This window comes from Vibrio cincinnatiensis (assembly GCF_022113815.1).
Taxonomy (GTDB): Bacteria; Pseudomonadota; Gammaproteobacteria; order Enterobacterales; family Vibrionaceae; genus Vibrio; species Vibrio cincinnatiensis_A.
In genome coordinates this window covers 137571-163458 of sequence record NZ_SGOM01000006.1, presented here as the reverse complement: position 1 = coordinate 163458, position 25888 = coordinate 137571, and the positions used below count along the sequence as shown (strand labels likewise).

At 43.9% G+C, this 25888-nt stretch carries 24 protein-coding genes; 14 read left to right on the top strand and 10 right to left on the bottom strand.

Annotation, left to right across the window (positions count from 1 at the left end; all coding sequences use genetic code 11):
* Positions 1-90: 90 nt before the first annotated feature.
* Positions 91-495: a hypothetical protein gene (locus EXA13_RS09735; protein WP_238132999.1), complete on the top strand. Its 405-nt coding sequence runs from the start codon at positions 91-93 to the stop codon at positions 493-495.
* 52 nt (positions 496-547) lie between these two features.
* Here the strand turns inward: EXA13_RS09735 and EXA13_RS09730 are convergent, their stop codons facing one another.
* Positions 548-646: a MetS family NSS transporter small subunit gene (locus tag EXA13_RS09730; protein ID WP_238132998.1), complete on the bottom strand. Its 99-nt coding sequence runs from the start codon at positions 644-646 to the stop codon at positions 548-550.
* Entirely contained in the window at positions 646-2106 is a 1461-nt protein-coding gene (locus EXA13_RS09725; protein ID WP_238132997.1) for a sodium-dependent transporter, read from the bottom strand. The genes EXA13_RS09730 and EXA13_RS09725 overlap by 1 nt, the downstream gene beginning before the upstream one ends.
* Before the next feature lie 851 nt (positions 2107-2957).
* Between EXA13_RS09725 and EXA13_RS09720 the strand changes: the two genes are divergently transcribed.
* Together EXA13_RS09720 and EXA13_RS09715 are read left to right on the top strand one after the other, a co-directional pair.
* A complete protein-coding gene (locus tag EXA13_RS09720) occupies positions 2958-3047 on the top strand; it encodes a YnhF family membrane protein (RefSeq protein ID WP_238132996.1) in 90 nt (29 codons plus the stop codon).
* A gap of 20 nt (positions 3048-3067) precedes the next feature.
* On the top strand, positions 3068-4258 hold the full coding sequence (locus EXA13_RS09715; protein ID WP_238132995.1) for a patatin-like phospholipase family protein: 1191 nt from the start codon (positions 3068-3070) through the stop codon (positions 4256-4258).
* Positions 4259-4266: 8 nt separating this feature from the next.
* On the opposite strand, the gene pyk is transcribed toward EXA13_RS09715, so the two are convergent.
* Positions 4267-5712 (bottom strand): pyruvate kinase, encoded by a 1446-nt coding sequence (gene pyk, locus EXA13_RS09710; RefSeq protein WP_238132994.1) that lies wholly within the window; start codon positions 5710-5712, stop codon positions 4267-4269.
* Positions 5713-6004: 292 nt separating this feature from the next.
* On the opposite strand from pyk, the gene mlc reads away from it, so the two are divergent.
* Both mlc and EXA13_RS09700 read left to right on the top strand, forming a co-directional pair.
* A complete protein-coding gene (mlc, locus tag EXA13_RS09705; RefSeq protein ID WP_238132993.1) occupies positions 6005-7222 on the top strand; it encodes a sugar metabolism global transcriptional regulator Mlc in 1218 nt (405 codons plus the stop codon).
* Positions 7223-7351: 129 nt separating this feature from the next.
* The gene (locus EXA13_RS09700) at positions 7352-8296 is read left to right on the top strand and encodes a chemotaxis protein CheV (protein ID WP_238132992.1); all 945 of its coding nucleotides are present in this window, start codon (positions 7352-7354) and stop codon (positions 8294-8296) included.
* A gap of 53 nt (positions 8297-8349) precedes the next feature.
* On the opposite strand, the gene EXA13_RS09695 is transcribed toward EXA13_RS09700, so the two are convergent.
* Positions 8350-9093, bottom strand: a complete 744-nt coding sequence (locus tag EXA13_RS09695; RefSeq protein WP_238132991.1) for a YciK family oxidoreductase — start codon at positions 9091-9093, stop codon at positions 8350-8352.
* Positions 9094-9182: 89 nt separating this feature from the next.
* Between EXA13_RS09695 and sohB the strand changes: the two genes are divergently transcribed.
* Complete coding sequence (gene sohB, locus EXA13_RS09690) at positions 9183-10244, top strand: protease SohB (protein WP_238132990.1); 1062 nt, start codon at positions 9183-9185, stop codon at positions 10242-10244.
* A 19-nt stretch (positions 10245-10263) separates the two neighbouring features.
* Here sohB and rrtA read toward each other — a convergent pair whose 3' ends face one another.
* Positions 10264-10821, bottom strand: a complete 558-nt coding sequence (rrtA, locus tag EXA13_RS09685) for a rhombosortase (protein WP_346346947.1) — start codon at positions 10819-10821, stop codon at positions 10264-10266.
* Between the two features lie 3 nt (positions 10822-10824).
* Here rrtA and EXA13_RS09680 point away from each other — a divergent pair, with 3 nt between their 5' ends.
* Positions 10825-11442 carry a tRNA-uridine aminocarboxypropyltransferase gene (locus EXA13_RS09680; RefSeq protein ID WP_238132988.1) on the top strand — a complete coding sequence of 206 codons (618 nt, stop codon included), beginning with the start codon at positions 10825-10827 and terminating at the stop codon, positions 11440-11442.
* Between the two features lie 43 nt (positions 11443-11485).
* Here the strand turns inward: EXA13_RS09680 and EXA13_RS09675 are convergent, their stop codons facing one another.
* From EXA13_RS09675 to EXA13_RS09665, 3 genes are all read right to left on the bottom strand, one after another.
* Complete coding sequence (locus tag EXA13_RS09675) at positions 11486-12814, bottom strand: anti-phage deoxyguanosine triphosphatase (protein ID WP_238132987.1); 1329 nt, start codon at positions 12812-12814, stop codon at positions 11486-11488.
* A 45-nt stretch (positions 12815-12859) separates the two neighbouring features.
* Positions 12860-13444 (bottom strand): 5'-deoxynucleotidase, encoded by a 585-nt coding sequence (gene yfbR / locus EXA13_RS09670; RefSeq protein ID WP_238132986.1) that lies wholly within the window; start codon positions 13442-13444, stop codon positions 12860-12862.
* A gap of 107 nt (positions 13445-13551) precedes the next feature.
* Positions 13552-14766, bottom strand: a complete 1215-nt coding sequence (locus tag EXA13_RS09665; RefSeq protein ID WP_238132985.1) for a pyridoxal phosphate-dependent aminotransferase — start codon at positions 14764-14766, stop codon at positions 13552-13554.
* Positions 14767-15068: 302 nt separating this feature from the next.
* On the opposite strand from EXA13_RS09665, the gene EXA13_RS09660 reads away from it, so the two are divergent.
* The 6 genes from EXA13_RS09660 (at position 15069) to menE (ending at position 22232) form a co-directional block, all read left to right on the top strand.
* Entirely contained in the window at positions 15069-16376 is a 1308-nt protein-coding gene (locus EXA13_RS09660) for an isochorismate synthase (protein ID WP_238132984.1), read from the top strand.
* On the top strand, positions 16373-18085 hold the full coding sequence (gene menD / locus EXA13_RS09655; protein ID WP_238132983.1) for a 2-succinyl-5-enolpyruvyl-6-hydroxy-3-cyclohexene-1-carboxylic-acid synthase: 1713 nt from the start codon (positions 16373-16375) through the stop codon (positions 18083-18085). The genes EXA13_RS09660 and menD overlap by 4 nt, the downstream gene beginning before the upstream one ends.
* Positions 18075-18899, top strand: a complete 825-nt coding sequence (gene menH / locus EXA13_RS09650; RefSeq protein ID WP_238132982.1) for a 2-succinyl-6-hydroxy-2,4-cyclohexadiene-1-carboxylate synthase — start codon at positions 18075-18077, stop codon at positions 18897-18899. Before menD ends, menH begins: the two co-directional genes overlap by 11 nt.
* Entirely contained in the window at positions 18892-19758 is an 867-nt protein-coding gene (gene menB, locus EXA13_RS09645) for a 1,4-dihydroxy-2-naphthoyl-CoA synthase (protein WP_238132981.1), read from the top strand. Before menH ends, menB begins: the two co-directional genes overlap by 8 nt.
* Before the next feature lie 78 nt (positions 19759-19836).
* On the top strand, positions 19837-20835 hold the full coding sequence (menC, locus tag EXA13_RS09640; RefSeq protein ID WP_238132980.1) for an o-succinylbenzoate synthase: 999 nt from the start codon (positions 19837-19839) through the stop codon (positions 20833-20835).
* A complete protein-coding gene (gene menE, locus EXA13_RS09635) occupies positions 20832-22232 on the top strand; it encodes an o-succinylbenzoate--CoA ligase (protein WP_238132979.1) in 1401 nt (466 codons plus the stop codon). The genes menC and menE overlap by 4 nt, the downstream gene beginning before the upstream one ends.
* Before the next feature lie 46 nt (positions 22233-22278).
* Here the strand turns inward: menE and EXA13_RS09630 are convergent, their stop codons facing one another.
* Positions 22279-24150 carry an MFS transporter gene (locus EXA13_RS09630; protein ID WP_238132978.1) on the bottom strand — a complete coding sequence of 624 codons (1872 nt, stop codon included), beginning with the start codon at positions 24148-24150 and terminating at the stop codon, positions 22279-22281.
* Between the two features lie 15 nt (positions 24151-24165).
* Positions 24166-24756: a TetR/AcrR family transcriptional regulator gene (locus EXA13_RS09625; protein WP_238132977.1), complete on the bottom strand. Its 591-nt coding sequence runs from the start codon at positions 24754-24756 to the stop codon at positions 24166-24168.
* 203 nt (positions 24757-24959) lie between these two features.
* On the opposite strand from EXA13_RS09625, the gene EXA13_RS09620 reads away from it, so the two are divergent.
* Positions 24960-25820 (top strand): Tim44 domain-containing protein, encoded by an 861-nt coding sequence (locus EXA13_RS09620; RefSeq protein ID WP_238133066.1) that lies wholly within the window; start codon positions 24960-24962, stop codon positions 25818-25820.
* The last annotated feature ends 68 nt before the right edge of the window (positions 25821-25888 follow it).

Genomic DNA, 25888 nt, shown 5'->3' with positions numbered 1-25888 from the left:
CCTACCGATAAAGTGGACTTATTGCTTGTCGGGTTCTGCTTGTGTAACACGATAGGCCTGACGTATTGATGAGAAGACAGGATAAAGTGAATGAATAAAATAGGAATAGTCGCATTAATATCAGCTGTTGCAGGCAGTGTTTATGCACAGCCAGAACCCAATATTAAAGTTGGGATGGCGGTCGATCAGCAACTCAGTGTGGTGCTAGAAGCGAATGATCAATATCGATTTATTGTCGGAAATGATGGTGCGGCATTTGATTATCTAGCGAAGCGAGGAAACTTTGAACAGGCTGAAATTCCTTTTGATTGGTATATTGGAGTCGGGGCATGGGCCGAATGGGATGATGATTTTGGCGCACGTATACCGCTTGGTGTTGATTGGCCCATTAATACCAACTTTACCCTTTATGGGCAAGTACATCCTGAATTGAATATGCATTCTGGTATTGAGCTACAAGTTGGTGCTGCAGTGGGTGCAACCTATCGGTTTTAAAACAAAAAACCGGTCGTACGATTGACCGGCTTTTTGGCATAAAAAGCGAGGGTTACGATTGTTTTTCCATGGCTTTTTTAATACAAATGATCGCTCCACCCCATGTCAGCCCTAGGCCGATGACCATCATGATAATTGCACTTGTTGTCATTAGTATGCTTCCTTACGGCTGGTTAAGTTAACGATTACTCCAATTACGAGTAAGAAAAGGATCATTGCCCAACCTAATGTGAGGTCGTAGCCGCCATATCCTTCAGTGAGCAGTGCTCTGAACTTCGTGGCGACAATAATTGCGAGTACCACCGGAGACACAAAGCGTAAACAGATATCAAACCATACGCCGATGGTAAAATCAGAAATGCTATTAACGTATTTACGCGCCTCTGAAACTTTCATCAACCAAGTCATTAAAATGAGCTCAATCAAGCAACTGCTCATGATCCCTACGTTATTTGCAAAGTGGTCGACTAAATCAAGCAGTAATAGGCCACCATTCGTTGCAAAAGCCATGGAGATAACAAAACCAGAACCGATAACAACATTAGCGGCTTTCTTACGGCTCCAGCCCAGTTTGTCGATAATTGCTGAGGTTACTGCTTCTAAAATGGAAATGTGTGAACTTAGTCCAGCAACCACCAGTGCTAAGAAAAACAGAGGCCCTAAAATATAAGGAATTGGTAATAGGTTAATGGCTGCGGGTAGCGTTACAAAGGCTAATCCTACTCCAGCAGAAACTACTTCGGTTAGTGGTTTTCCTTGCTCTTGTGCCATGTAGCCTAATACTGAGAAGATCATAATACCGGCCAAAATCGAGAAACCACAGTTGATCAACACGGTCATGAATGCGTTGTTGGTTATGTCTGATTTTTCAGGAAGATAACTCGAATAGGCTAACATAATCGCAAAGCCAATACTGAGGGTAAAAAAGATTTGCCCATAAGCAGCAGCCCATACTTTTACATCCCAGATCTTACTGAAGTCTGGCTCAAACATATAGTTTACGCCATCCAATGCACCAGGTAAGAAGATCATTCGTGCAATCAGTAGTAGGACCATAATAAATAGGATAGGCATCATAATTCTCGATGCGCGTTCGATCCCTGATTTTACACCTCCCACAATGGCGGCATAAGTTATTGCCCAAGCAATGGCCATGGTCAGAGCGATTTTCCACTGAATAGAGCCAAGTTGTGTCGGAGAGTTATCACCAAGATTGAGGTATTCGCTAAAGAAGAAGGTATTGGTATCACTGCCCCAACTTTGTGTAAAAGACATACCAAAGTAAGAAATTGCCCAGCCAATGACCGCCACATAGTAGACACCAATGACTGCTGCTATACCGACTTGAAACCAACCCAGCCATTCAAATTTTGCATGAATTTTAGAGAGTGTCGACGGAGCTGACCCTCGGTTTTTTTGCCCCATGCTAAATTCAAGGATCATAAAAGGAATCCCTGCCGTCAACATGGCAAACAAATAAGGAATGAAAAATGCGCCCCCCCCATTTTCATAGGCCATGTAGGGGAAACGCCAAATATTACCTAATCCTATCGCTGAGCCTACCGCGGCTAATATAAACCCAGCTCGGGAACCCCATTGTTCTCGCTTCATTATTGACTCCTTATTACTTCCCTGAGGTATGAAGCTTCTTAATAAACTGGCACATTCATAGACGATAGACATTGTTACTATAGTGGATAGGGCTAAGTGGACTCTTTGCTTAAGTACATGTGCGCTTAAGAATCAGAAGTGTAGCTTGCCGATTATCCGTGGCTAAGTAATCAGATTTGAATCCGGTCTAATTGTTAAAATATTGTTCCATCATCCATGATTAAGTCAAAACTTAGATTTATATTTCTCCAGATTACCAAGAACTCAGAATATTACTCTATATACATCGATGTGTGTTTGCGTTATCTGAAATAATCAGCTGCGCATTAGTTAAGAGACTACAGATATATGTTAGAAATGGCAATAGAATGTAAACATAACCCTATACTGGTTAGGTAGTGGAAAAATAGAATATTACGGATAAAGGTAGTTATATATTTGTTTAATTTCTATTTTAATAATCGGATTAACTGGTCTGAGCATAATCGTTAACGTATAACACTATATATATTAACAGAGGAAGTGACTAAAAAGTAGACACACATCAGAGAATGGCTCCAATATACTGGATTGGTTATTTTATTACTGTGCTTGTTTCATTGTCGGTAGCGAAGGTTATTCTGATTAATGTGATAACAACTTCATATTTATTGCAGTAAAAGCCGTAATGATTGTATCAATACTCTTTGAATGTTATTACTTGGTTGTGTCTTTCTTACTCGATGTTGCTGAGTTGTTGGCTGTGCTCGTTCATCCTAATGGGGCGTCTTTTTATACTCTTGGGAATGGACGCTTGTGCTGCTGACCTGCACTGCTAAGTAGTTTGGGTATAACTTAAAAATGAGGTGTCTATGGAACGCGATCTTCAGTATGCTTTAGTGATTACGGCAACAGTATTTGTTATCTTAATCGGGTACGGCGTTGTTGCTATTGCCAACTAATCAAGAAGAAGGGTTCGCCTATGGTGAACAATGGTACAGTCTCTGAGTTAGAAAAGAGGGTCGATGTTCATCGACTCTCAAAATTTATTACAGGTAAGAATACGTTAGTCGCTCAAGGAGGTGGTCAACGGGGGATTTTTACCGCAGGTGTGTTAGATGCCTTTATCCTATCCAATTTTGATCCATTTCATGAATTTTATGGTACCTCTGCAGGTGCACTAAACCTTTGTGCTTACCTTTGTCGACAACACGGTTTAGGTAAAGCCTTTATTCTTGAATTGACCACGAATCCACAATTTTTTCATTTATTTAGTTATATTCGACGTAAACAGCATCTAAATTTAGATTGGGCGTTGGATAAAATTTGTCAGTATCCTTATCGGCTAGATTTGGATATGGGGCGTTCAACACTTGGAGGCCGTAAAGCGTTTGCGGCCGTAACCGAAGTGAACTCGTTGAAAGATGCTTATTTTCCCATGCTAGGGGAGCAGTGGCGAGAAGTGTTGACGGCAACTTGTGCTATTCCGGGTTTATACACGAAAGAAGTCTTATTGGGTGAGCAGAATTACATTGATGGTGGTGTGTCAGCATCGATTCCAGTACAAGAGGCATGGCGACAAGAAGCCCGTTTTATTACTGTGATTAGAACTGAAACTCTTGATGAAGAGAGCCAGCAAAATGTACTGACAGAAGCGTCGACAGGGGCTCAGGTACCGTGGTTAAGAGAGTCAGTGAATTCCATTCAAACCCATTGGCAAAATACGTTGTTAAATTGGAAACAAGATTGGAAAGGTTTTCTTCATCAGCAGATCGCAAAATCTCAGCAATTAAAAAAAGACCATCAACATTTAGAAACGCTTAATGGTGGGCGTTGGTTGTTTGGGGCCGATAATATTTATCGGTTAAGCCATCTGCTGGGTAACAAATTTGATTCTGGGTTGGCTGATATGTTGATGGTTCATTATCAAACTTATGCGCTGACCAGTGATTTTTTACATTCTCCACCGGATGACGCATTTATTGTGCAAATTGTGCCGAGTAAGCCATTAAAGTCGAGTTCATTGTTGAGCCGTCGTGATGATTTGTTACATGACTATGAGCTGGGTTTACAGGCTGGATATGAATTTATCGAGACATTTATTGCCGCGAAAGAACAAGCAGAGCGGCGGCAAAAGACACACTCAACGTATTCTCGTTTTCTTGATTTATAGCGTCTCTATTACAGAACGGGCACAATACGCATACAGTTAGTGGTACCTTCAACATCCATAATGTCACCTTGAGTGATAATGACCAAATCCCCAAATTCAAGTAGGCATTTCTCTTTTAATGCCTGCAAAGCCGCTTGTGCTACTATCATTCCTTCTGTGTAATGACTATCAAAATAAAAAGGGGTAACACCGCGGTATAAGGCACAACGATTTAATGCTTCATCATTACGTGACATCGCAAAGATGGGCAAAATGGAATTGAGGCGAGAAGTCATTAATGCGGTTCTTCCCGACTCAGTGAGTGTCACCATGGCTTTTACTCCCTCAAGATGATTGGCTGTATAAATCGTCGCCATTGCAATGGCTTCTTCTTCGGTTTGAAACGAGCGATCAATTCGGTAGTTTTGTTGGTTGGCTTCAATCATTTTTTCAGCACCAATACAGACGTCGGCCATTGCTTTAACGGTCTCTATTGGGTATCTCCCCGCGGCGGTTTCTCCTGAAAGCATGACTGCATCCGTGCCATCGAGCACAGCATTAGCAACATCCATGACTTCTGCTCGGGTTGGCATTGGGTTGGTTATCATCGACTCCATCATCTGTGTGGCGGTTATCACAATTCGGTTTAAGGCTTTGGATCGATAAATCAATTTTTTCTGAACGGCAATGAGCTCTGGGTCACCAATTTCAACACCGAGATCGCCACGAGCAACCATAATGACATCCGAAGCGCGAATAATATCATCCATATTTTCATCACAAGATACCGTTTCTGCACGCTCAACTTTTGCGACTAAGCGCGCATGTAGGCCTGCATCTCTGGCCAATTTTCGAGCATAATCCATATCTTGGCTATTACGGGGAAAAGAAACCGCTAAATAATCCACGCCAATGTCTGCTGCTAGTATAATATCCCGCTTATCTTTTTCAGTCAGGGCTTCGGCAGAAAGGCCACCTCCTTTTTTATTGATTCCTTTATTATTTGATAAAGGGCCACCAATCAGTACACGAGTGAAGACTTTATTTTCCTTTACTTTTATGACTTTTAGCTGAACGCGTCCGTCATCAAGAAGTAACACATCCCCATTGTTAACATCGTTTGGTAGGGATTTATAGTCGATCCCGACGATGCTTTCTGTACCTTCTCCCGAGGCAAATTGAGCATCCAAAATGAACGTTTCCCCTTCGTTTAAAATAATTTTTCCTGTTTTAAATGTAGAAATACGAATTTTTGGGCCTTGAAGATCACCTAAAATAGCGACATTTTTACCAAGATCTTTCGCAATTTTTCGTACTCTAGCGGCTCGCAACCGGTGGTCTTCTGCATTGCCATGAGAAAAGTTCATTCGCACAACATTCACTCCGTAGCGAATCATCGTCTCTAATACCCCTTCTTTATCTGTAGAAGGGCCTAAGGTGGCGACAATTTTGGTTCTTCTTAATAGGACCGTCATACTTACTCCAATAAGATGGTGCCGTGTTGAAATAAGTATAGTTGAATCTCAAACATTAGAATGAGGTGTTTTTGACGTATTACATTCAGAAAATAAAGAAAAAATCGTTAATTCACTGAGTAAAAAAAGACATTAATTGGTAATATTGTCGTGATCTGACTACGCACTCTTTGACTAAAAACACAAACTTCTATCTATATGCGTGATGCTTGTCACGGGTATTCACCAAAGCACTTCACAATTAGTTCGCAAAGTAAAAAAATTGACGGGTTGTTGAATTTTGGAGTGCACCATGTACATGGCTCAACCAGGCCATATTGATCATATCAAACAGGTCAATGCTGGCCGTGTATATAAACTCATTGACCAAAAAGGTCCTATCTCTCGTATCGATTTGTCAAAGGAGAGCCAATTAGCCCCCGCGAGTATTACGAAGATTACTCGTGAATTGATCGATGCTCATCTGATTCATGAGACGACCGTTCAAGAGGCGATCAGTCGAGGTCGCCCAGCGGTGGGGTTACAAACCAATAATGAAGGTTGGCAGTTTTTGTCTATGCGCCTTGGGCGTGGCTATCTCACGATTGCGTTGCATGAGCTTGGTGGTGAGGTGTTAATTGACACCAAAATCGATATTCATGAAATTGATCAAGAGGATGTATTAGCTCGGTTATTATTTGAAATTGAAGAATTTTTTCAAACTTATTCTGCTCAGTTGGATCGTGTAACCAGTATTGCTCTTACTTTACCGGGGTTGGTTAACTCAGAGCAGGGCATTGTGCTACAGATGCCACATTACAATGTTGAAAACTTGGCTCTCGGGCCGGAAATTTATAAAGCAACGGGGCTTCCTGTTTTTGTGGCTAACGATACTCGGGCGTGGGCACTTGCGGAGAAGTTATTTGGCCACTCACAAGATGTTGATAATTCTGTGTTGATCTCTATTCACCATGGTTTAGGTGCTGGAATTATTGTCGATGGACGTGTATTACAAGGTCGCCACGGTAATATTGGTGAATTAGGTCATATTCAAATTGATCCTCAAGGGAAACGTTGCCATTGCGGTAATATTGGCTGTTTAGAAACGGTGGCAAGTTCTCAAGCGATTCGAGAGCAGGTGGCTATCCGCATTGCTCTGGGGGAGGAAACCTCATTAGCGGAGAAATCTGAGATCACCATTGAAGATGTTTGTTTAGCAGCGGCGGAAGGCGATCAACTTGCTGTTGAAGTGATCGAACAATTAGGACGCTATCTTGGGGCTGCGATTGCGATTGTGATTAATTTATTTAATCCGGAGAAAATTTTGGTTGGTGGCGTCATTAATCAAGCGAAAAGTGTGCTATACCCAGCCATCCAACGCTGTATTGAGGAGCAAAGCTTACCGGTTTATCACCAAGGCCTTCAATTGCTAGAATCGCGTTTCTATAAACAAGCTACGATGCCGGGGGCCGCATTGATAAAACAAGCGTTGTATGATGGTTTATTACTGATGAAGGTGGTCGAAGGGTAACTTTTGCTTCGTTTTTTCTCTGTGAGCGTTTACATTTGTCACTTAAATTTGTGTGTGTATCTAAATACCTTACGACGGTTTAGGTATATACTGTAAAGCGATAATGCTTTTCTATTGGTGGGATTTTGTATGTCGAGTATCTTAAACACGGTCGATCAACGGACCAATTTGGTGGGAGAAAACCGCCTAGAACTGTTGCTGTTTAGTTTGAATAGTCGACAAATCTTCGCTATTAACGTTTTCAAAGTTCGTGAAGTCATTAAAGTACCGCTGACCACAAAGATGCCAGGTTCGCATCCAAATATCATAGGGGTCGCATCTTTGCGTGGTGAAGCCGTTCCTGTGATTGATTTACGTCAAGCGATCGGTTTTCCTCCTTCGCGCTTGGAAAATCAAGAGCAAAATCTGATTATTACCGAGTATAACCGTACGGTACAGGGGTTCTTGGTGGGGCAGGTGCGTAATATTATTAATACCGCATGGACAGAAATTCAACCGCCCCCTAAATCGGTTGGTCGTTCCAACTATTTAACCGCGATTACTCATATTAAAGAGCAAGATCAACATCATATTGTTGAAGTGGTTGACGTTGAGAAAGTCTTAGCTGAAATCATCGATTATGACGTCTCTATTTCTGAAGAAGTGTTGGATCATGAGCTACTGAGTGAAATGGTCGGACGTAATATTTTGATTGTGGATGATTCTGCTACGGCAAGAAGTCAGATAAAAGGAACGTTATCTCAGCTTGGACTCAATATTATTGAGTGTTGGGATGGCTTACAGGCATTGAATTTACTTAAGTCATGGTGTGATGAGGGTAAAGACATTAATCAAGAACTATTAATGTTAATCACTGATGCAGAAATGCCAGAGATGGACGGTTACCGTTTGACGTATGAAGTGCGTAATGACCCTAGGATGTCGGATCTTTATATCACGCTGAATACTTCATTAAGTGGTAGCTTTAATGAATCGATGGTACAAAAGGTGGGCTGTGATCGATTCATTTCTAAATTTCAACCCGATCTGCTGGTAGAAGCCGTTCAAGATAGGTTGCGAGCAACTTTAGCGTAATAAAAAAGCCTTGCTGGAAAGCAAGGCTTTTTTATTACTTTAGCCAATCCCCACTAACGCTTGGGCTGGGCATCGATACATTGGCCATGTACAGATTGGCTTTCGGGTGCCATTAAATACAAGTAGAGAGGCATGAGTTCTTTGGGGGTTTTTAACTTATTGACATCTTCAGCAGGGTAGGCTTTAGCCCGCATTCCGGTTCGGGTGGCACCCGGATTGATGGCATTGACCCGAATCGTGGTTTCAGATAATTCATCGGCAAGCACTTGCATCATCCCTTCCGTTGCAAATTTCGATATTGCATAGGTGCCCCAAAAAGCTCGTCCACTGTGGCCAACGGTTGAGCTGGTGAAAATTAGCCGTGCATTTTCAGTCTTTTTTAATAAAGGGAGTATGGCTTGGGTGAGCATAAATTGGGCTTTGACATTCACTTGCATCACTTCATCAAAGGTATCTTCACCAATCTGGTCAAATGGGCTGAGTACACCGAGTAGGCCAGCGCTGTGTAGTACGCCATCTAATCGACCAAATTGACCTTCAATGGTTTCTGCCATGTCTAAGTAGTGCTGCTTAGTGGCACCGAGCATATCTAAGGGTACAATCGCAGCCTGAGGGTATCCAGCCGCTTCGATTTCATCATAAGTCTTTTCAAGTTTTTTCACCGTTCGGCCTAATAATATGACCGTTGCGCCGTGAGCGGCATAGGTGAGGGCGGCTTGTTTGCCAATGCCATCTCCCGCCCCCGTTACTAAAATCACTTTGTTTTTTAAGGCGTCAACAGAAACAGAATAATCCACGTTACGTTTCCTTATTGTTATGATTTGCTTTTCGTCTTCGTGACAAGATGGTTACAATACACCAATTCGCACTGAAGAGGATGAGTACATTGGAATTTTTATTAGAGTATGGTTTATTTTTAGCCAAGATTGTGACCGTTGTGGTTGCGCTCGTCATGGTGTTAGTCATTGTGAAATCGGTTGGAGGAAAACATGCCGCGGCGAAGGGAGAGTTGGTTATTACTAACTTAACCGATCAGCATAAAGAGACGGTTGAGCAGCTAGAGTCTTATCTGCATGATGACAGCTTTTTAAAAGCTCGCCATAAAGCGGAGAAGAAAAGTGAAAAAGAGCAGCAAAAGTCGCGTGAGAAAGCATTGAAAAAATCGGTTAAAGAAGGAGAGTTAACCGCAAAGCGTGACCCTCATCTGTTTGTGCTCGATTTTCATGGCAGTATTGATGCGAAAGAAGTGGCTTCACTACGAGAAGAAGTGACGGCTATTTTAGCGGTCGCTCAAGCAGGAGATGAAGTTCTGCTTCGCTTAGAAACGGGGGGCGGTATGGTTCATGGTTATGGGTTGGCTTCTTCTCAGCTGGATCGTTTGAAAGCGGCTGAATTGCCCTTGACGATTGCTGTCGATAAAGTTGCGGCCAGTGGTGGGTATATGATGGCGTGCATTGCGGATAAAATTGTTTCAGCGCCGTTTGCGATTGTAGGGTCGATTGGTGTTATTGCGCAATTACCCAATTTTCATAAATTGCTTAAGAAAAATGATATTGAATTTGAGCAACTGACGGCGGGTGAATATAAACGCACGCTAACCATGTTCGGTGAAAATACCGATAAAGCACGAGATAAATTCAAACAAGAGCTTGAAGAAACGCATGAATTGTTTAAACAGTTTATTCGTGATCACCGCCCTGCGTTAGAGCTAGAGAAAGTAGCGACCGGGGAGCACTGGTTTGGTACTCAAGCAAAAAATTTAGGCTTAGTCGATGAGATTTCAACATCAGACGATTTGATCGTGAAGGCTTGTAAAGATAAAACCGTACTCTCGGTTCGTTATGTGCAAAAGAAAAAACTGGCCGATAAATTGGCGGGTGTTGCGGGGGAGGCCGCCGATTCAGTATTACTTAAGTTAATCGCTCGGGGTCAGCGTCCAGTAGTCTAAAACGCTGTTGACAAAGCGCCTAATGAGGGCGCTTTGTTTGTAATGCATATCCTTTTTCTAAGGCCGCAAAGAGCAGTCCACCGAGTAGCCCAATCAAATGTGCTTCTGTGGCAACGCGAGCATCTATCCAAATTTCGGTACCAAGAGATGCGCCAAAACGTTGTTCCCATGCGACCTTGGCAATGATACCGAAAACCAGCCAACGGCTATTTTTTCTACCATGAAACCATTCTTGAGCAGCCAAAAGGGTGAACAAGCCGTGCAACGTTCCAGACAACCCGACATAGAGAGTCATGTCAGTAAAATAGACCCCCATTCCCACCCATCCACTGAGAAGAAGCAGAGCCACCAGTAGTAATTTAGACGTGGGCCTAAATAAAAAAGTTATGGCCCATAGCCCAGCAAGATTCATCATAAGATGGGCAAAGTTGGTATGGGTAAAATTTCCTGTTAGGATGCGCCACCATTCTCCTTGTACAATAGAACTTAGATGCCAAGCACTGACACTACTCAGCGGCTCAAATTGCAAACCGAAGCAGACTAAACTCACTAAACACAACAATAGGAAAAGATTCACAACATGTCTCGTTATTGTTCTCAATGTGGAAAAGCGCATAAAGCTTGTATCTGTGCGGATATTGTACCGCTAGAATCTGCTGTGGAGCTTATCATTCTTCAACATCCAACTGAAGAACATCGTCCGATGGGAACGGCGCGTATTTTGAATTTATCGCTTGCTAATTGTCGTTTATGGGTGGGCGAAGATTTTCGTGAACATGCCCCATTAAATCAGTTATTGGCAGAGCCGGATGTCGTTCATCAGGTGTTGTATCCCTGTGAGCATTCTACTTGCATCTCGGCAGGGGCACATTCGAACAACCAAAAAGTTCGAGTTATCCTGCTTGATGGAACGTGGAAAAAAGCGTTTAAGATGTGGCAAATCAATACTCAACTACACTCTTTACCTTGCCTACATTTGCCGGAAACATTAAAAGGCAATTATCGTATTCGTAAAGCACCGAATGATAATGCGTTATCTACGGTTGAAGCTGGGTTTCATTTACTGCAATGTTGGCAACCCAAACAAGACTTTTCACCGTTATTGAACGCATTTGAAGCCATGATTGACTATCAAATTCAACAGATGCCAAAGGGGGTATTCGAAAGGCACTATTCCAATGGAAATCCGGCTGAGTGACAGCGGTGCTAGTTTTACCGACAAAATAGAGCCGTAATTTTCATCAATAAAGGCTGTGAGCTGAAAAAAGTTGTTGGTGCAGACGCTGTGCATAGGCATCGGTCATTGCAGCGATATAATCACAAATCACCCGCATACCGCCTCCGGAATGTTGTTCTGCCATTTGCCACTTCTCTCGGGTGGCTTGCGGCAGTAATCGTTCAGGGTCAGCGGCTAATGCTTCAAAGAGATCCATGATTAACTGTTGTCCTTTATATTCAAAACGTTGGACTTGAGGGACTTGAATCACATATTGGCTGACAAATGATTTTAGAACCTCTAACGCATTCGCCATATCAGGCTGTAAATAAGCGTTAAAAGCCAGTAAATCATTCTCAAAAGCGACATCAACAGGTTTAACGCTTATACTAGTGAGTAATGCATTAACAAGTCCACCAATGGCATCTTTACGCACATGATGCTGACCAGAAAATAACATTTTGGTCATGGTTTTAGTGTGCTCGGCAAACCAAGCATCTCCGCTGTGCATGAGCGGAGCTTCTGCTGCTTGTTGCCACTGAGTTTGATTGACCATACCAAGGACTATGGCATCTTCCAAGTCATGAACACCGTAGGCGATATCATCCGCCAGTTCCATAATGGAACAATCTAATGATTTGAAACGCGTTTTTTTATGCTGATAAGGGGTGGTTGGAAGAGGACGCATTTGCTCTAGTTGTTGCCTGTCTTGTTCACTGAGGGGGGCGAGCACCCATGCTAAGCAAGCTTTGTCACAATCGTAAATGCCTTTGGCTGGGGGCCAGTCTTTTGCTTTTAGTTGTCGCTGATGAGGAACGGATTCGGGTCGTTTCTCCGCACAAGTTTGACTGAGTAGTGCCGGGTATTTAAGTAACCCTAATAAGGTGCGTCGAGATAGATTCATTCCGTGATGTTCAGTGTACGGTTCTAACGTGGTGACAATACGAAAGGTTTGTGCATTGCCCTCAAACCCGCCTTGTTCCCGCATCATATAGTTCAGAGCAATTTCACCCCCGTGCCCATAAGGTGGATGGCCAATATCGTGCGCAAGACACAAAGCGTCGATCAAACTATCGGAAGGCAATAAGCCAGAAAATTCGGGTTGTTTGAGCCTCAGTTGAGCAACAATGCCAGTACCGATTTGTGCAGCTTCAAGGGAGTGAGTTAAACGAGTCCGATGAAAATCATTTAAATTGGTACCATGGACTTGGGTTTTCGCCTGTAACCGGCGAAAAGCGGCAGAATGGAGAATACGCGCTCGATCGCGTTGATAAGGGCTGCGATGATCATTACGTCGGATCTTATGTTCATCATTATTGCGTTCTTGCCATTCAGGATTTATTGCTATTTGCATACCCAACTCCCATATGAAACCTATTTTTATAAAACGTACAGTGAGTTAGCTGATTTCGTCCAGTGTTAATTCAAAGCTTGGCGCGAAAGTTTCCAAAAAATACGCCATTTCTGGGGTATGTCGCTCTTTTAATGTGACATCAAGCCGTTTTTTTGCTAGGGCGTATTCATGGTTGCCAGCGCTCAGTTCTTCTAAACACTTTAAGTAAGCACATAAGCTATCTGCTTGTTTTACAATGGCAGCGTCTTCTGGATGAGCGGAGGTGGTCAGTAAAAAAGGTTCAAAGTCTGGCTGCAACTCTTCCGGTAACATCTCCAGTAAACGTTGCTCAGCGCAAGCTTCAATTTTTTTATACTCTTTTGCAATTTCTGGGTTGAAATACTTTACTGGGGTCGGTAAGTCACCCGTTAAAACTTCACTACTATCGTGATACATGGCCAACAGAGCAATGCGTTCAGGGTTGAGTGTTCCGCCAAATTTCTTATTTTTAATGACTGCCAATGCATGAGCGACAAAGGCAACTTGTAAGCTGTGTTCGGAAACATTCTCTTTGGAAACGGAGCGCATTAAGGGCCAGCGTTGAATTAACTTCATTCGGGCGAGATGAGCAAAAAAATGACTCTCTTTCATAGCGCGTATTCTTCCTTGCGGATTAAATAATAACAAACAGGCTCTCTGTGCGCGTGCAAAAGAGAGCCTGTTAAGCCTAACGGATCATCGCTTGAGTGTCGAAGCTGTTATTGACGATAAGTTGCCAAGAAACGCTCAAACCGACCGATGGCAATTTCCAAGTCTTCAACATGAGGTAGGGTGACAATCCTAAAGTGATCCGGTTTGGGCCAGTTAAACCCAGAGCCTTGCACCAGTAAAACTTTCTCTTGAATGAGAAAGTCTAGAATCATTTTTTGGTCATCTTTGATGTTGTACTTTTTCGTGTCAATTTTGGGAAATAGATACATGGCACCTTTGGGTTTGACACAAGACACCCCTGGAACTTGGTTGATCAGTTCCCAAGCTCTATCGCGCTGCTCAAGTAAACGGCCACCAGGTAAGATAAGCTCATTGATACTTTGGTATCCTCCTAATGCCGTTTGAATCGCATGTTGCATTGGTACATTTGCGCATAAACGCATGGAGGCGAGCATTTCTAAACCCGCGATATACCCTTGCGCGAGGTGTTTGGGGCCAGTTAAAAACATCCAGCCACCACGAAAACCGCACACCCGATAAGCTTTAGACAAGCCATTAAAGGTGATAACTAATACATCTTCAGTGAGAGCGGCAACCGAAGTATGGGTTGCTCCATCGTATAAAACCTTATCGTAGATCTCATCAGCAAAAATCATCAATTTATGCTGACGAGCAATTTCAATAACTTCTAACAGAAAATCTCGGCTATATACTGCCCCTGTTGGATTGTTCGGGTTGATCAGAACAATTCCTCGTGTTTTTGGCGTGATTTTCTTTTTAATATCGTCAATATCAGGATACCAATCAGCTTGCTCATCGCAGAGGTAATGGACAGCCGTTCCACCAGAAAGCGCAACAGCAGCGGTCCATAGTGGATAATCAGGCGCAGGCACGAGCATTTCGTCGCCGTTGTTAAGTAGAGCTTGCATCGACATCACGATGAGTTCTGACGCTCCATTCCCAATATAGACATCTTCTACGTCTAGGCTACGAATGCCGCGTTTTTGGTAATATTGAACAACCGCTTTACGAGCAGAATAGATCCCTTTAGAGTCACAATAACCTTGTGAAGTTGGAAGGTTTCGAATGACATCGACTAAAATTTCATCAGGGGCATCGAAGCCAAAAGGGGCCGGGTTGCCAATGTTGAGCTTTAGTATTTTATGCCCTTCTTCTTCCATGCGCTTAGCATGTTTAAGTACTGGTCCTCGAATGTCATAGCAGACATTATCGAGTTTTGATGACATCCCGATATTTTGCATTGCAATGTTCCTGAAAATAATTGAAACTTTTTATTAAACTACACCAGATTGCCTTTTTTTAGAATATAAATCTAGCGTTAAAATACTGAATCTTCGAAGAGAAAAGTGGCTAGGTGGAGGTTGTTCACCATAATTAGAAAACTATGGTGAACCTAGAGGAGAAAACAGCCCAATGGCGGCTCTAATGCTTTTCATTGTTAAAACAGAAAAGCCATAAAAGAGGGTCGGTAACCTTGATTTCAGCGGGTACTCTCAATAGAGTAGCCACTGTTAAATCGAATCTCATAGTAGACGAGGTCGCTTTGTCTAATTTTTATCAAGCCATTGCTCGGTTGATAGAGCAAATAAACGACGCGAGGGATAACGACGTTCGTTTCACCCAAGAGTTGGCAGTGAAGCCACCATTCGCGTTTATCGATTGGCTTGAAGCCCAGCCGGTATTCCCTAAATTTTATTGGCAGTCTCGAGATACTCGTGAAGAGGTGGTCGCGCTTGGGCAACTGTATACATTTTCAGATCCTGCGCCAGCTTATGCGATTGTCGGTGAGCAACAACGAATTTGGGGAGGACGTTCGTTTGATGGGCAAACCGAGAAAAACCGTCGTTGCGTGTCATCGTTTTTTTTCTTACCACAAGTAGAACTGATTCGTTTTGATGATCACTGGTCGATAGCGGCGAATATTAATCAAGATAGGCAGCGAACACTGGCGACGTTACAGCAGCTACAGTACGAAGTTGTACCGCTTGCATCTCTGCATAATGAAGTATTACAAGTTACGCATTCACCGAACCATGCGGATTGGACAGAGTTAGTGCATCAAGTGCTGGATGGTATCCGCCAGCATGCGTTTCAAAAAGTTGTGTTGGCTAGACAAACACGAATAACGTTGAATCAGCCGATCCGAGCGGCTCAATTACTCAAAGCCAGCTATTTAGAAAATCATCATAGTTTTCACTTCTTGTTGGCTTTAGACCATCAGCACAGTTTTATGGGATCAACGCCAGAGCGGCTTTATTATCGACAGGGACAAGAGCTACAAACCGAAGCGTTAGCTGGAACCATTGGTCGAGGGTGTGACGCTTCTCAAGATGAACAGTTAGCTGATTGGTTAACTCATGACAGTAAAAACCTCAATGAAAATCAGTTTGTTGTTGATGACATTATTGAACGGTTAACCCCGTACTCAGAGCAAGTCAATGTGGAATCAGAGGCTCATTTAGTTCGGTTACGTAAAGTGCAGCATTTGAAGCGGCGTATTCATGCGCAGCTAAAGCCTGGGGTGAATGGGGTGCAGTTACTTAGCGCATTACAACCGACGGCCGCAGTGGCGGGATTACCCCGCCAAGCCGCGCTTAATTTTATTACTCAAAATGAACCTTTTGCCCGTGGTTGGTATGCGGGCTCAATGGGGTATTTTAGCCAGCAGCAAGCCGAATTTTGTGTTGCGATCCGCAGTGCGCTCGTCGTGAATGATGAAGTACAATTATTTGCTGGCGCTGGCATTGTTCCCGGCTCCGTTGCTGAATATGAATGGCAAGAATTGGATAAAAAAATGTCGACCTTACTCAGTTTAATTACGGATCATTTACCGTTAGGTCTTGCTTCATGAATCACGATCAAGCTTTACTGAATCGAATTTGGTCACAAACGTTATTAGAAGAATTGACTCGTTTTGGTGTGACGGATGTGTGCATTGCTCCCGGTTCGCGTTCAACGCCACTTACATTGGAAGCGGCGGCGAATAGCAAGCTTAGCATTCACACTCACTTTGACGAACGTGGATTAGGTTTTCTTGCTCTTGGTTTAGCCAAGAGCAGCCAGAAACCGGTCGCGGTGATTGTGACTTCAGGAACAGCGGTGGCGAATTTATTGCCAGCCATTGCTGAATCAAAACTGACAGGGGAGCCGTTGATTGTACTGACGGCCGACCGCCCTGTGGATTTAGTCGGCTGTGGTGCAAATCAGGCGATTTATCAACCAGAAATCTATGCGCATCATGTGACTCAATCGGTTGCGTTACCTAGCCCTAATATCGGTTTATCACTCAATTGGTTATTAACAACGATCGATGATGCATTAAGCCAGCAAGCTCAGTTAGGTGGAACGATCCACATTAACTGTCCTTTCCCCGAACCTCTTTATTCCAGCAACGATCGGCAGCTTTATGCGGATTATTTAAAGAGCATAGAACGTTGGCGAGCGGGAGATGAACGTTATACTCAACGCCATTACCCCAGCACTTCCGTCGCTCCTATCGATAATGGTCTGTTGAGTAAAAAAGGGGTTGTGCTTATTGGTTCCGTTCGATTGCATGAAGCGCAAGCGGCTCTCTATTTTGCGAAACAACTAGGCTGGCCAGTTTTGTGTGATCCACAATCAGGGGTAAGCAGTGAATGGGCGCATTACGATTTATGGTTACAAAATCGTGCCGCCCGAGCCTTACTGAGTGAATGCGATCAAGTTGTTCAGTTTGGTTCACGTATTGTGTCTAAACGGCTTAATCATTGGATTGAGCAGCAAGTTTCCACAGGTCGGTGTGATTATATGTACCTTTCTTGGCAGGCAGCACGCAATAATCAATCGCATCTAGCACAGCAGCATTGGGTATGTGACATCCCAAGCTGGGTTAACATGCAGCTCAGTAAGCAGCATGTACTCAAACAGGCTTATATTGGTTGGGGCGATGAACTTAAACATTATGCACAAAGCATTACTCAACTGGCTCAGTTACCCCTTTCTAACCAAGTCCTCAGTGAGGTGGCGTTAGCGGTTGATTTGGGGGAACGGGGAGAGGCTATCCCTCTTTTCCTTGGTAATAGTTTAATTGTGCGTCTTGCGGATATGTTTAGCACGTTCTCTCCAAGAGAGGTTTTCTCTAATCGTGGTGCTTCAGGCATTGATGGTTTAGTGGCGACAGCAGCAGGAGTGCAACGAGCATCTGAGAAACCCATGCTAATGCTCATGGGAGACACCTCGTTACTGTATGATTTAAACTCATTAGCACTCGTTCGAGAAACGTCCCAACCTTTGGTGATTGTCGTTATTAACAATGATGGTGGAGCGATTTTTGACTTACTGCCCGTACCCGCTCAGCAGCGAGAAGCGCTTTATCAAATGCCGCATGGTTTACAATTTGAATTCGCAGCCAAGCAATTTGGGTTGATGTATCACAAACCTGAAACCTTAGCGGCTTATCAAGCGGCGGTTGATGAGCATTTGAGGGAAGGACAAGGCACGTTACTGATTGAAGTGGTCACACCATCACAACAAGCCGCCGCTCATATTCAGCAGCTATTATCACAAATTCATGCTCTATAGTCGTACGTCCTCTTCTGCCATCCCTTTATCTGCCAAGCCAGTATGGGTTTTTTTACATGGCTTACTTGGTAGCAGTCAGGATTGGCAACCGGTACTTTCTCGCTTGAGAGGTGAAGCCTGGTTGGCTATCGACTTGCCGGGACATGGACAAAGCCAAGACATAACATGTCATCACTTTGCTATGTGCTGTCAACAAGTTAAGCAAACGATTCTTACCCATTATGATGCAACAACGCCCATTTGGTTGGTGGGGTATTCACTGGGTGGGCGTATTGCAATGACAGGCAGTGCTGAGGGGTGGTTTGATGGGTTGAATATTCAAGGATTAGTGATTGAGGGGGGGAACTTTGGGCTCCTCAGCGACCCTGAAAAAAAAGCCCGCTGGCATCATGATCAACAATGGGCAAAACGGTTTATATCCGAGCCAATTGCTCAGGTATTAGCCGATTGGTATCAGCAACCGGTATTTTCTTCACTCAATCATGAGCAAAGACAAACTTTGATTCATTTGCGAAGTGATAACCTTGGTCATCGGATCGCCATGATGCTGCTAGCGACATCATTGGCAACACAGCCCTATGTGCTTCCTCAACTGATGAGACTGCCTTTCCCTGTTCATTATGTGTGTGGGCAAAATGATCAAAAATTTCGACAGCTCGCTGAGCAAAGCGGGTTGTACTACAGTCTAATCGACCATGCTGGGCATAACGTGCATCATGAACAACCGGATGCATTTGTTCAGAGACTAAAAAAACTCCTACCTACGTCTTCATTTGGCGTAGGCGACAACAACAATGGAAATCACCATGGCTAAAACAGTAGGCATTTCAGAACAAGAACTTTATGCGCCAGTTGTCTGGCACGATTGTACCGATACTTATCAAGATATTTACTATCACAAATCTCCAGATGGGATCGCTAAAATTACCATCGCTCGCCCTCAAGTACGCAATGCTTTTCGTCCTCAAACAGTGAAAGAAATGATTCATGCGTTGGCAGATGCTCGTTATGACGAAGGGGTCGGCGTGATTATTTTGACTGGGTTAGGTGAAGACGCTTTCTGTTCTGGTGGTGATCAGAAAATTCGAGGTAACTACGGCGGTTACCAAGATGATAGTGGTACTCACCACCTCAATGTGTTGGATTTTCAGCGTCAAATTCGTACCTGTCCTAAACCCGTCATTGCATCGGTTGCGGGTTGGGCTGTCGGTGGCGGTCATGTTTTGCATATGATGTGTGATTTAACCATTGCAGCAGAAAATGCACAATTTGGACAAACCGGCCCTAAAGTCGGCTCGTTCGACGGTGGCTGGGGTGCTTCTTATATGGCGCGCATTGTGGGTCAGAAAAAAGCGCGTGAAATTTGGTTCCTGTGTCGTTTCTATGATGCCAAAGAAGCGTTGGATATGGGGCTGGTGAATACGGTTGTCCCTGTGGCTGACTTGGAAAAAGAGACCGTTCGCTGGTGCCGTGAAGTGTTGCAGCATAGTCCAATGGCATTACGTTGCTTGAAAGCGGCGCTGAATGCTGATTGTGATGGTCAAGCAGGGTTACAGGAATTGGCGGGCAATGCCACCATGTTATTTTATATGACAGAAGAGGGCCAAGAAGGCCGTAATGCTTTTAATGAAAAGCGTCGTCCGGACTTTAATAAATTCCCTCGTAATCCATAACGAGAAGAAGGCTGTTTAAATATCACCGCTGAGCATAAACGGCGGTGATCCACAATGAATGCAAAGGAATATTAACGGATGACGCGTAGCGCAAAACTGTATCAATATCGATTGCCCATGGATAGTGGAGTGATTCTCCGTGATGAAAAGTTAACAGAACGGAGCGGGTTTATCGTCGAATTACATGAAAATGGCCAAATTGGACGTGGTGAAATCGCCCCTTTAGCCGGATTTAGTCTTGAGTCACTTGAAGACGCTGGAGCGTTAGCAAAAGAGCAGCTCGCGTTATGGGTACAGGGCGAAGCTCTCTGTTTGGATCGTCTTTTCCCATCGGTGGCTTTTGGCTTTTCAATGGCTGAACTGGAGATCTCGAAAGGCTTGCCGGAAACAGGGCAATATCAGGCTGCGCCGCTTTGCACCGGAGACCCAGATGAGTTAATTCCTCAGCTCAATGCCATGCCAGGCCAAAAAGTAGCGAAAGTTAAAGTTGGGCTTTATGAGCCTATCCGAGATGGTATGCTGGTGAATCTCTTTTTAGAGTCCATGCCGGATCTCTATTTACGATTGGATGCCAATCGAGCTTGGAGTAAAGAAAAGGCCGCGAAGTTTGCTCAATATATCGCTCCCTCATTACGCGGGCGGATAGCCTTTTTAGAAGAGCCGTGTCACACCCCAAGTGACAGCCTTTCGTTTGCCATTGATACAGGCATTGCGATTGCGTGGGATGAAACGCTACAACAGGCGGTACGCGGTGATGGTTTTCAGCTTGAAGATCTAACTGGGGCAAAAACCATTATCATCAAACCCACATTAATTGGTTCGGTGCCTCGTTGTATCAGCTTGATTAAAAAAGCTCAGACTTTGGGTATACAAGCGATAATTAGCTCAAGTATTGAATCAAGCTTAGGTTTGACGCAATTAGCCCGTTTGGCTCATGCTCAATTGCCCAATGAAATTCCGGGATTAGACACTATCGGTTTATTTAAGGCGCAGCTAGAAGTGGCGTGGCCGGGATGTGATTTACCTGTACAACCACTGGAACAACAAATGCTGGTTTGGCAATCGGAATCCGCATGACACCTTGGCAGCAACACGATCCTCTGCGAGTTGCCTTGTGGTTAGGTAAGCAGCCGCTCACTTGGCAGCAGTTGAGTCGAAAGGTGAATCAGTACGCCGAATCTTTACAGCAAGCTGGAATGATTCAAGGCCACGTATTGACCTTGGTGGGTAAAAATCACCCAGAGACGCTGTTTTGGCTGCTGGCCGCAATGCAACAGGGGGTAAGCTGTGCATTGACAATGCCTCAGCCGTTAACTCAACTGCATAAGAAACTGACCTCGTTATATGGTTCGGGTCAAGCGTGGGTGTGGCTTGCTCCTTCGGCTGGGTTAGCAGGATCTGCATTATTACAGCAGCGACCTCAAACACAGCTTGTGACGATAAACCCAGCGCTTGCTTTAAAAGCACAATGTGGCCCGTTGCTCTACCATGAAGATCAGCTAGCAACATTAATTTTTACTTCAGGCTCGACAGGTGACCCTAAAGCGGTTGCGCATACACATAAGCAACATTTTGTGTCAGCACAAGGGTTATTACGTGAGTTTCACTTTACCCAACAAGATACTTGGTTACTCAGCCTACCTTTATATCATGTGTCAGGGTTAGCGATTGTTTATCGTTGGTTATATTCGGGCGCTTGTTTAAAAATAGGTGACGGTAATTTAACGGAAGATGTGCAGGGTGTGAGCCATGCTTCCTTAGTTGCTACTCAGCTAAAACGTCTACTTGATAGTGAGCAGCCACTTACACTTACCCATGTTTTACTGGGAGGAAGCCATATTCCTCATGCATTAGCTTGCCAAGCTGCAGAGCGGGGGATTGATGCTTGGCTTGGGTATGGTATGACAGAAGCGGCTTCAACAGTCACGGCGAAACGGGTAGATACTACATCCAGTGCAGGCCATGTGCTGGATGGTCGCAAGATAAAACTTATCGATAAACGTATCTATATTGGTGGTGATACCTTGGCTTGTGGCTACTATCACCAAGGTGAGTTAAGCCCGCTGAAAGATGCTCAGGGGTGGTTTGATAGTAAAGATTTAGGTTATTGGCAAGACAATGAATTGGTGATTATCGGTCGAGCGGATAACCAATTTATCTCGGGAGGAGAAAATATCCACTGTGAAGAAATTGAGGCTGTGCTAAATCGCCACCCAACGATCCACCAAGCGTTTATCATCCCCATTATGGATGATACTTTTGGGGCGCGGCCTATTGCGATTGTACAAAGTACATCACCCTTTTCGATTGAACAAGGGAATGCATGGTGTGAGCCGAGACTTGAAAAATTCAAATGGCCGATCCGTTACTTATCTATGCCTGAATCGTTGACCTCAAGCGGAATAAAAGTGTCGCGTCAAGCGCTCAAACATTGGTTAATTGAGCGGTACCCACAGTACACCACTCTTAAATAAAGCAATATGCACAGGGAGCGTGCGATAAATAAATCCGTATCATTGGCTATTTCCAATCACCACGTAACTGAGCGACTCGTTGCTGCATCAATTTGGTTGATGCTTGGCCACTCGGTACGGCTTCTCCGGCTTCAATTTCAATTCTAGACCATAATTTACGTGGTAACCCTGTGCAGGCTCGACCTTTATAGCGGCTAAAGAAACTTCCCCACAACCCTTTGATCGCTATAGGAATAACAGGGACGGGGCTACGTTTTAATATCACATCAATTCCCCGCATAAAGGGGTTCATTTCACCATCTGCGGTTAAGCGCCCTTCAGGGAAAATACACACCAAGTGTCCTTCTTGCAGCGCTTGTTCAACATCGGCAAAAGCACGGCGAATCGAGCTGCGTTTATTGGCACAGATGGGAATAACCCCAGCTCTGCGTAAAAAGCGTCTTAAAATAGGCACATTGGCATAATCCTCTTCCATTACAAAGCGAATTAGCCTTGGGCAAACTGCGCTGAGTAGCAATGCATCCATATAGCTGACGTGGTTGCAAACAATTAAGGCTCCCCCTTGTTCTGGTAGGTGGTGAAGCTGTTTGTGTTTTACACGATAAATCGTATGTGTTAATGCCCAAACGAGTAGGCGAACAACGAAAATCGGAACTTGTAAAAATAAGTAGGTTGCCACTAAAAAATTCAGCAACGCCAGTAAGATAAAGAGCTGTGGGATGGTAAGGGAGAGCAGGGTTAAGCAGACAATCCCCAGCAGAGCGCTGCCAACCATAAATAGCGCATTGTAAATATTTAGTGCAGCAATCACTTGTGCACGTTCAGTGGTTTTAGCCCGCTGCTGCATTAAGGCATACAGTGGTACGATAAAAATTCCCCCTGATATCCCGAGCAGTAATAAGTAAGCAAATAGAGGCCAAAGTGATGAATGGTTAATAAAATCGGTAAATTGGGTAAATTGAGGCAAGGATACGGGAATGCTACTGGCCATGAAATACCCGAAAAGGCTGATTCCAAAGCTACCTAACGGGACAAGGCCGATTTCAATTCGATGGTTAGACAATTTATCACAGGCTAGTGAGCCGACGGCGATTCCTACGGAAAATAGGGCGAGCAAAAATGATACTGCACTTTCCCCACCATTTAAAAATAACTTAGTAAAGTTGGGAAATTGGGTGAGGTATGTGGCACCTAAAAACCAGAACCAACTGATTGCCATCATAGCTTGAAAAATGGTGCGATCACTTTTGGCAATAGCGATTGTTTGTCGAGTTTGTTGTATAGGTTGCCATTTAAAAATGAGCTTAGGGTTGCTCGCCGGAGCGGTGGGAATAAAACGACTTGAGAGGTAACCAAGTAGAGCAAACAGCATTACCGAGCTTGCTGCAATCATGGGGGCATTTTCAGAGGAAGCGATCACTCCAGCCCCGAGTGTACCTAGCAAAATCGCTAAAAATGTTCCGGTTTCAACCAGAGCATTGCCTGCGACGAGTTCATTGGTTTTGAGCTGTTGAGGGAGTAAGGCATATTTAACGGGGCCAAAAAATGCCGATTGCGTCCCCATCAAAAATAACATGAGCAGCAATAACGTGTAGTTTTCGGTCATAAATCCCACGGCTCCGATCCCCATTATGCCGATTTCAAATAGCTTAACACGACGAATGAACCATGCTTTTTCAAATTTATCGGCTAACACTCCTGCTGATGCTGAAAATAAGAAAAAGGGGAGCACAAAGAGCCCCGCAGCGAGATTGATAAAAAGATGGCTGGAAATGGCGAGTGTATCAGCACTGGCAAAAGCAACGAGCAACAGTAATACGTTTTTAAAGATATTATCGTTGAAGGCCCCAAAAAATTGGGTAATAAAATAGGGAAGAAAACGCTGCTGAGTCAACAACGATGACTGAGAATGCGGCATTACCGTTCCTTAATATTACCAATTCGACAAATATTGAGTAATGAGATCTTCGATCAGCGCTTTACCATCGATCGGTTCTTTGGCAAAAAATTTATCATCAACACTCAGTAAAGTGATCCCGTGTACTCCTGCCCAGAGAACTCGACTGGTACGCAGTACTTCGCTGTGGGTTCTATGGGGAGCAATCACGTGTAATAGTTCTTCCAACATGCTGGTCATATGATCAATACGTTCTGATTGCCATTCAGGCAAGGTTTCCCCATTCATATTGTGTTCAAAAATCAGTTGCCAGCGATAAGGATTCTTCTGTGCAAAATCATGGTAACAAATGGCTAGCTGATGCAGAGCTTTTTGTGGCTCACTACACTGATTCACCACCAATTTCGCTTCGTAAGCTAATTCATCGAGGGTTTGTGCTACCACATGCAGTAGCAGTAAATTATAGTTGCCGAATATGTTGACGAGTGTACTAGGAACATAGCCGATCATGGTTGCTATTTTACGTAAACTCAGTTCGTGGTAAGAATGTTTACCTAAAAACTCTTTTGCTGCTTTCAGCGTTAGAGAGACCAGTTCTTCTCGAGTATGATCGTTTCTTCGGGCCATAGTTGACTGCTAATATTCGCATAATAAAAAATGAACAATGTTCAATATTCTAAACACCCCCTTATAGAGCGTCAACTGAATCAGGCTGCAATATTCTGATACATGTCAATAAAGCCAAATGGTTTGCTTGGATAAATGAAGCGGATATGATGACAGCGTATAACAAAGCCTTTCTGGCGATGACTCGTGCTCTAAGGATAAATATGAAACGTCTATTCTCTTTTATGGCTTTACTGATGATATCGGTGATGGTTGTGCCGTCCGCTGACGCGAAAAAATTTGGCGGTGGTAAATCATTTGGTAAAAGCTTTAAAACTGCGCCTGCGCAGAAAAATCAAAACACCAACACATTAAAGCAACAAGATACGACGAAAACAGCGGCAGCAACGCCGAATAGAAAAGGTTTCATGGGCGGGATGCTTGGTGGCCTTTTAGCTGGTGGGTTACTGGCGGCTTTCTTTGGGGGCGCTTTTGAAGGTATCCAGTTTATGGATATTTTGATCATCGGTTTTATCGCTTTTGTTATTTTCAAATTAATGCGTGGTTTGCTTGGCGCTAAGCAAGGCTCAATGAATCAGCATCAACAGCAGCCTGCTTACAGTGGTATGAATCGTCAGCCGAATGTTCACAATTTTGAGCAGGCACATAACACGGGAGGGTTTGGATCACAAATGCACAGTGATGTTCCTCATAACTATCCACCGGGTTTTGATAAAGTAGCGTTTATTAATGGCGCTCGTGAGCACTATCGTATTTTGCAAGGGGCATGGAATCATAATCAGCTTGAAACCATTCAAGAATATGTCTCTGCGAGTTTATTTGATGACTTAAAAGCGGAGCGAGCAAAACTGGATAATGAACCTCAAACTGATGTGATGTATGTTGACGCGGAAATCGTTCGCGCTGATTATGATGCAAACAAAGCTCAATTAAGTTTGCAGTTTAGTGGTCGTTACCGTGATGCCGGGGAACAAATTGAAGAAGACATCGAAGATATTTGGCACTTAGAGCGAGATCTGAGTGTGCCAAATGCACCATGGCTCATCGTTGGTATTCAAGGCTAGCTCGTCGCTTTAATTGTGTCTTACGCCCAAGCTGGTCTTGGGCGTTTTGCTATTTTGTGATCCGTGCT

Bases quoted from the DNA above. Each gene is read 5' to 3' on its own strand.
- EXA13_RS09735 (WP_238132999.1), top strand. From the start codon at position 91: ATGAATAAAATAGGAATAGTCGCATTAATATCAGCTGTTGCAGGCAGT.
- EXA13_RS09730 (WP_238132998.1), bottom strand. From the start codon at position 646: ATGACAACAAGTGCAATTATCATGATGGTCATCGGCCTAGGGCTGACA.
- EXA13_RS09725 (WP_238132997.1), bottom strand. From the start codon at position 2,106: ATGAAGCGAGAACAATGGGGTTCCCGAGCTGGGTTTATATTAGCCGCG.
- EXA13_RS09720 (WP_238132996.1), top strand. From the start codon at position 2,958: ATGGAACGCGATCTTCAGTATGCTTTAGTGATTACGGCAACAGTATTT.
- EXA13_RS09715 (WP_238132995.1), top strand. From the start codon at position 3,068: ATGGTGAACAATGGTACAGTCTCTGAGTTAGAAAAGAGGGTCGATGTT.
- pyk (WP_238132994.1), bottom strand. From the start codon at position 5,712: ATGACGGTCCTATTAAGAAGAACCAAAATTGTCGCCACCTTAGGCCCT.
- mlc (WP_238132993.1), top strand. From the start codon at position 6,005: ATGTACATGGCTCAACCAGGCCATATTGATCATATCAAACAGGTCAAT.
- EXA13_RS09700 (WP_238132992.1), top strand. From the start codon at position 7,352: ATGTCGAGTATCTTAAACACGGTCGATCAACGGACCAATTTGGTGGGA.
- EXA13_RS09680 (WP_238132988.1), top strand. From the start codon at position 10,825: ATGTCTCGTTATTGTTCTCAATGTGGAAAAGCGCATAAAGCTTGTATC.
- EXA13_RS09675 (WP_238132987.1), bottom strand. From the start codon at position 12,814: ATGCAAATAGCAATAAATCCTGAATGGCAAGAACGCAATAATGATGAA.
- yfbR (WP_238132986.1), bottom strand. From the start codon at position 13,444: ATGAAAGAGAGTCATTTTTTTGCTCATCTCGCCCGAATGAAGTTAATT.
- EXA13_RS09665 (WP_238132985.1), bottom strand. From the start codon at position 14,766: ATGCAAAATATCGGGATGTCATCAAAACTCGATAATGTCTGCTATGAC.
- menD (WP_238132983.1), top strand. From the start codon at position 16,373: ATGAATCACGATCAAGCTTTACTGAATCGAATTTGGTCACAAACGTTA.
- menH (WP_238132982.1), top strand. From the start codon at position 18,075: ATGCTCTATAGTCGTACGTCCTCTTCTGCCATCCCTTTATCTGCCAAG.
- menB (WP_238132981.1), top strand. From the start codon at position 18,892: ATGGCTAAAACAGTAGGCATTTCAGAACAAGAACTTTATGCGCCAGTT.
- menC (WP_238132980.1), top strand. From the start codon at position 19,837: ATGACGCGTAGCGCAAAACTGTATCAATATCGATTGCCCATGGATAGT.
- menE (WP_238132979.1), top strand. From the start codon at position 20,832: ATGACACCTTGGCAGCAACACGATCCTCTGCGAGTTGCCTTGTGGTTA.
- EXA13_RS09630 (WP_238132978.1), bottom strand. From the start codon at position 24,150: ATGCCGCATTCTCAGTCATCGTTGTTGACTCAGCAGCGTTTTCTTCCC.
- EXA13_RS09625 (WP_238132977.1), bottom strand. From the start codon at position 24,756: ATGGCCCGAAGAAACGATCATACTCGAGAAGAACTGGTCTCTCTAACG.
- EXA13_RS09620 (WP_238133066.1), top strand. From the start codon at position 24,960: ATGAAACGTCTATTCTCTTTTATGGCTTTACTGATGATATCGGTGATG.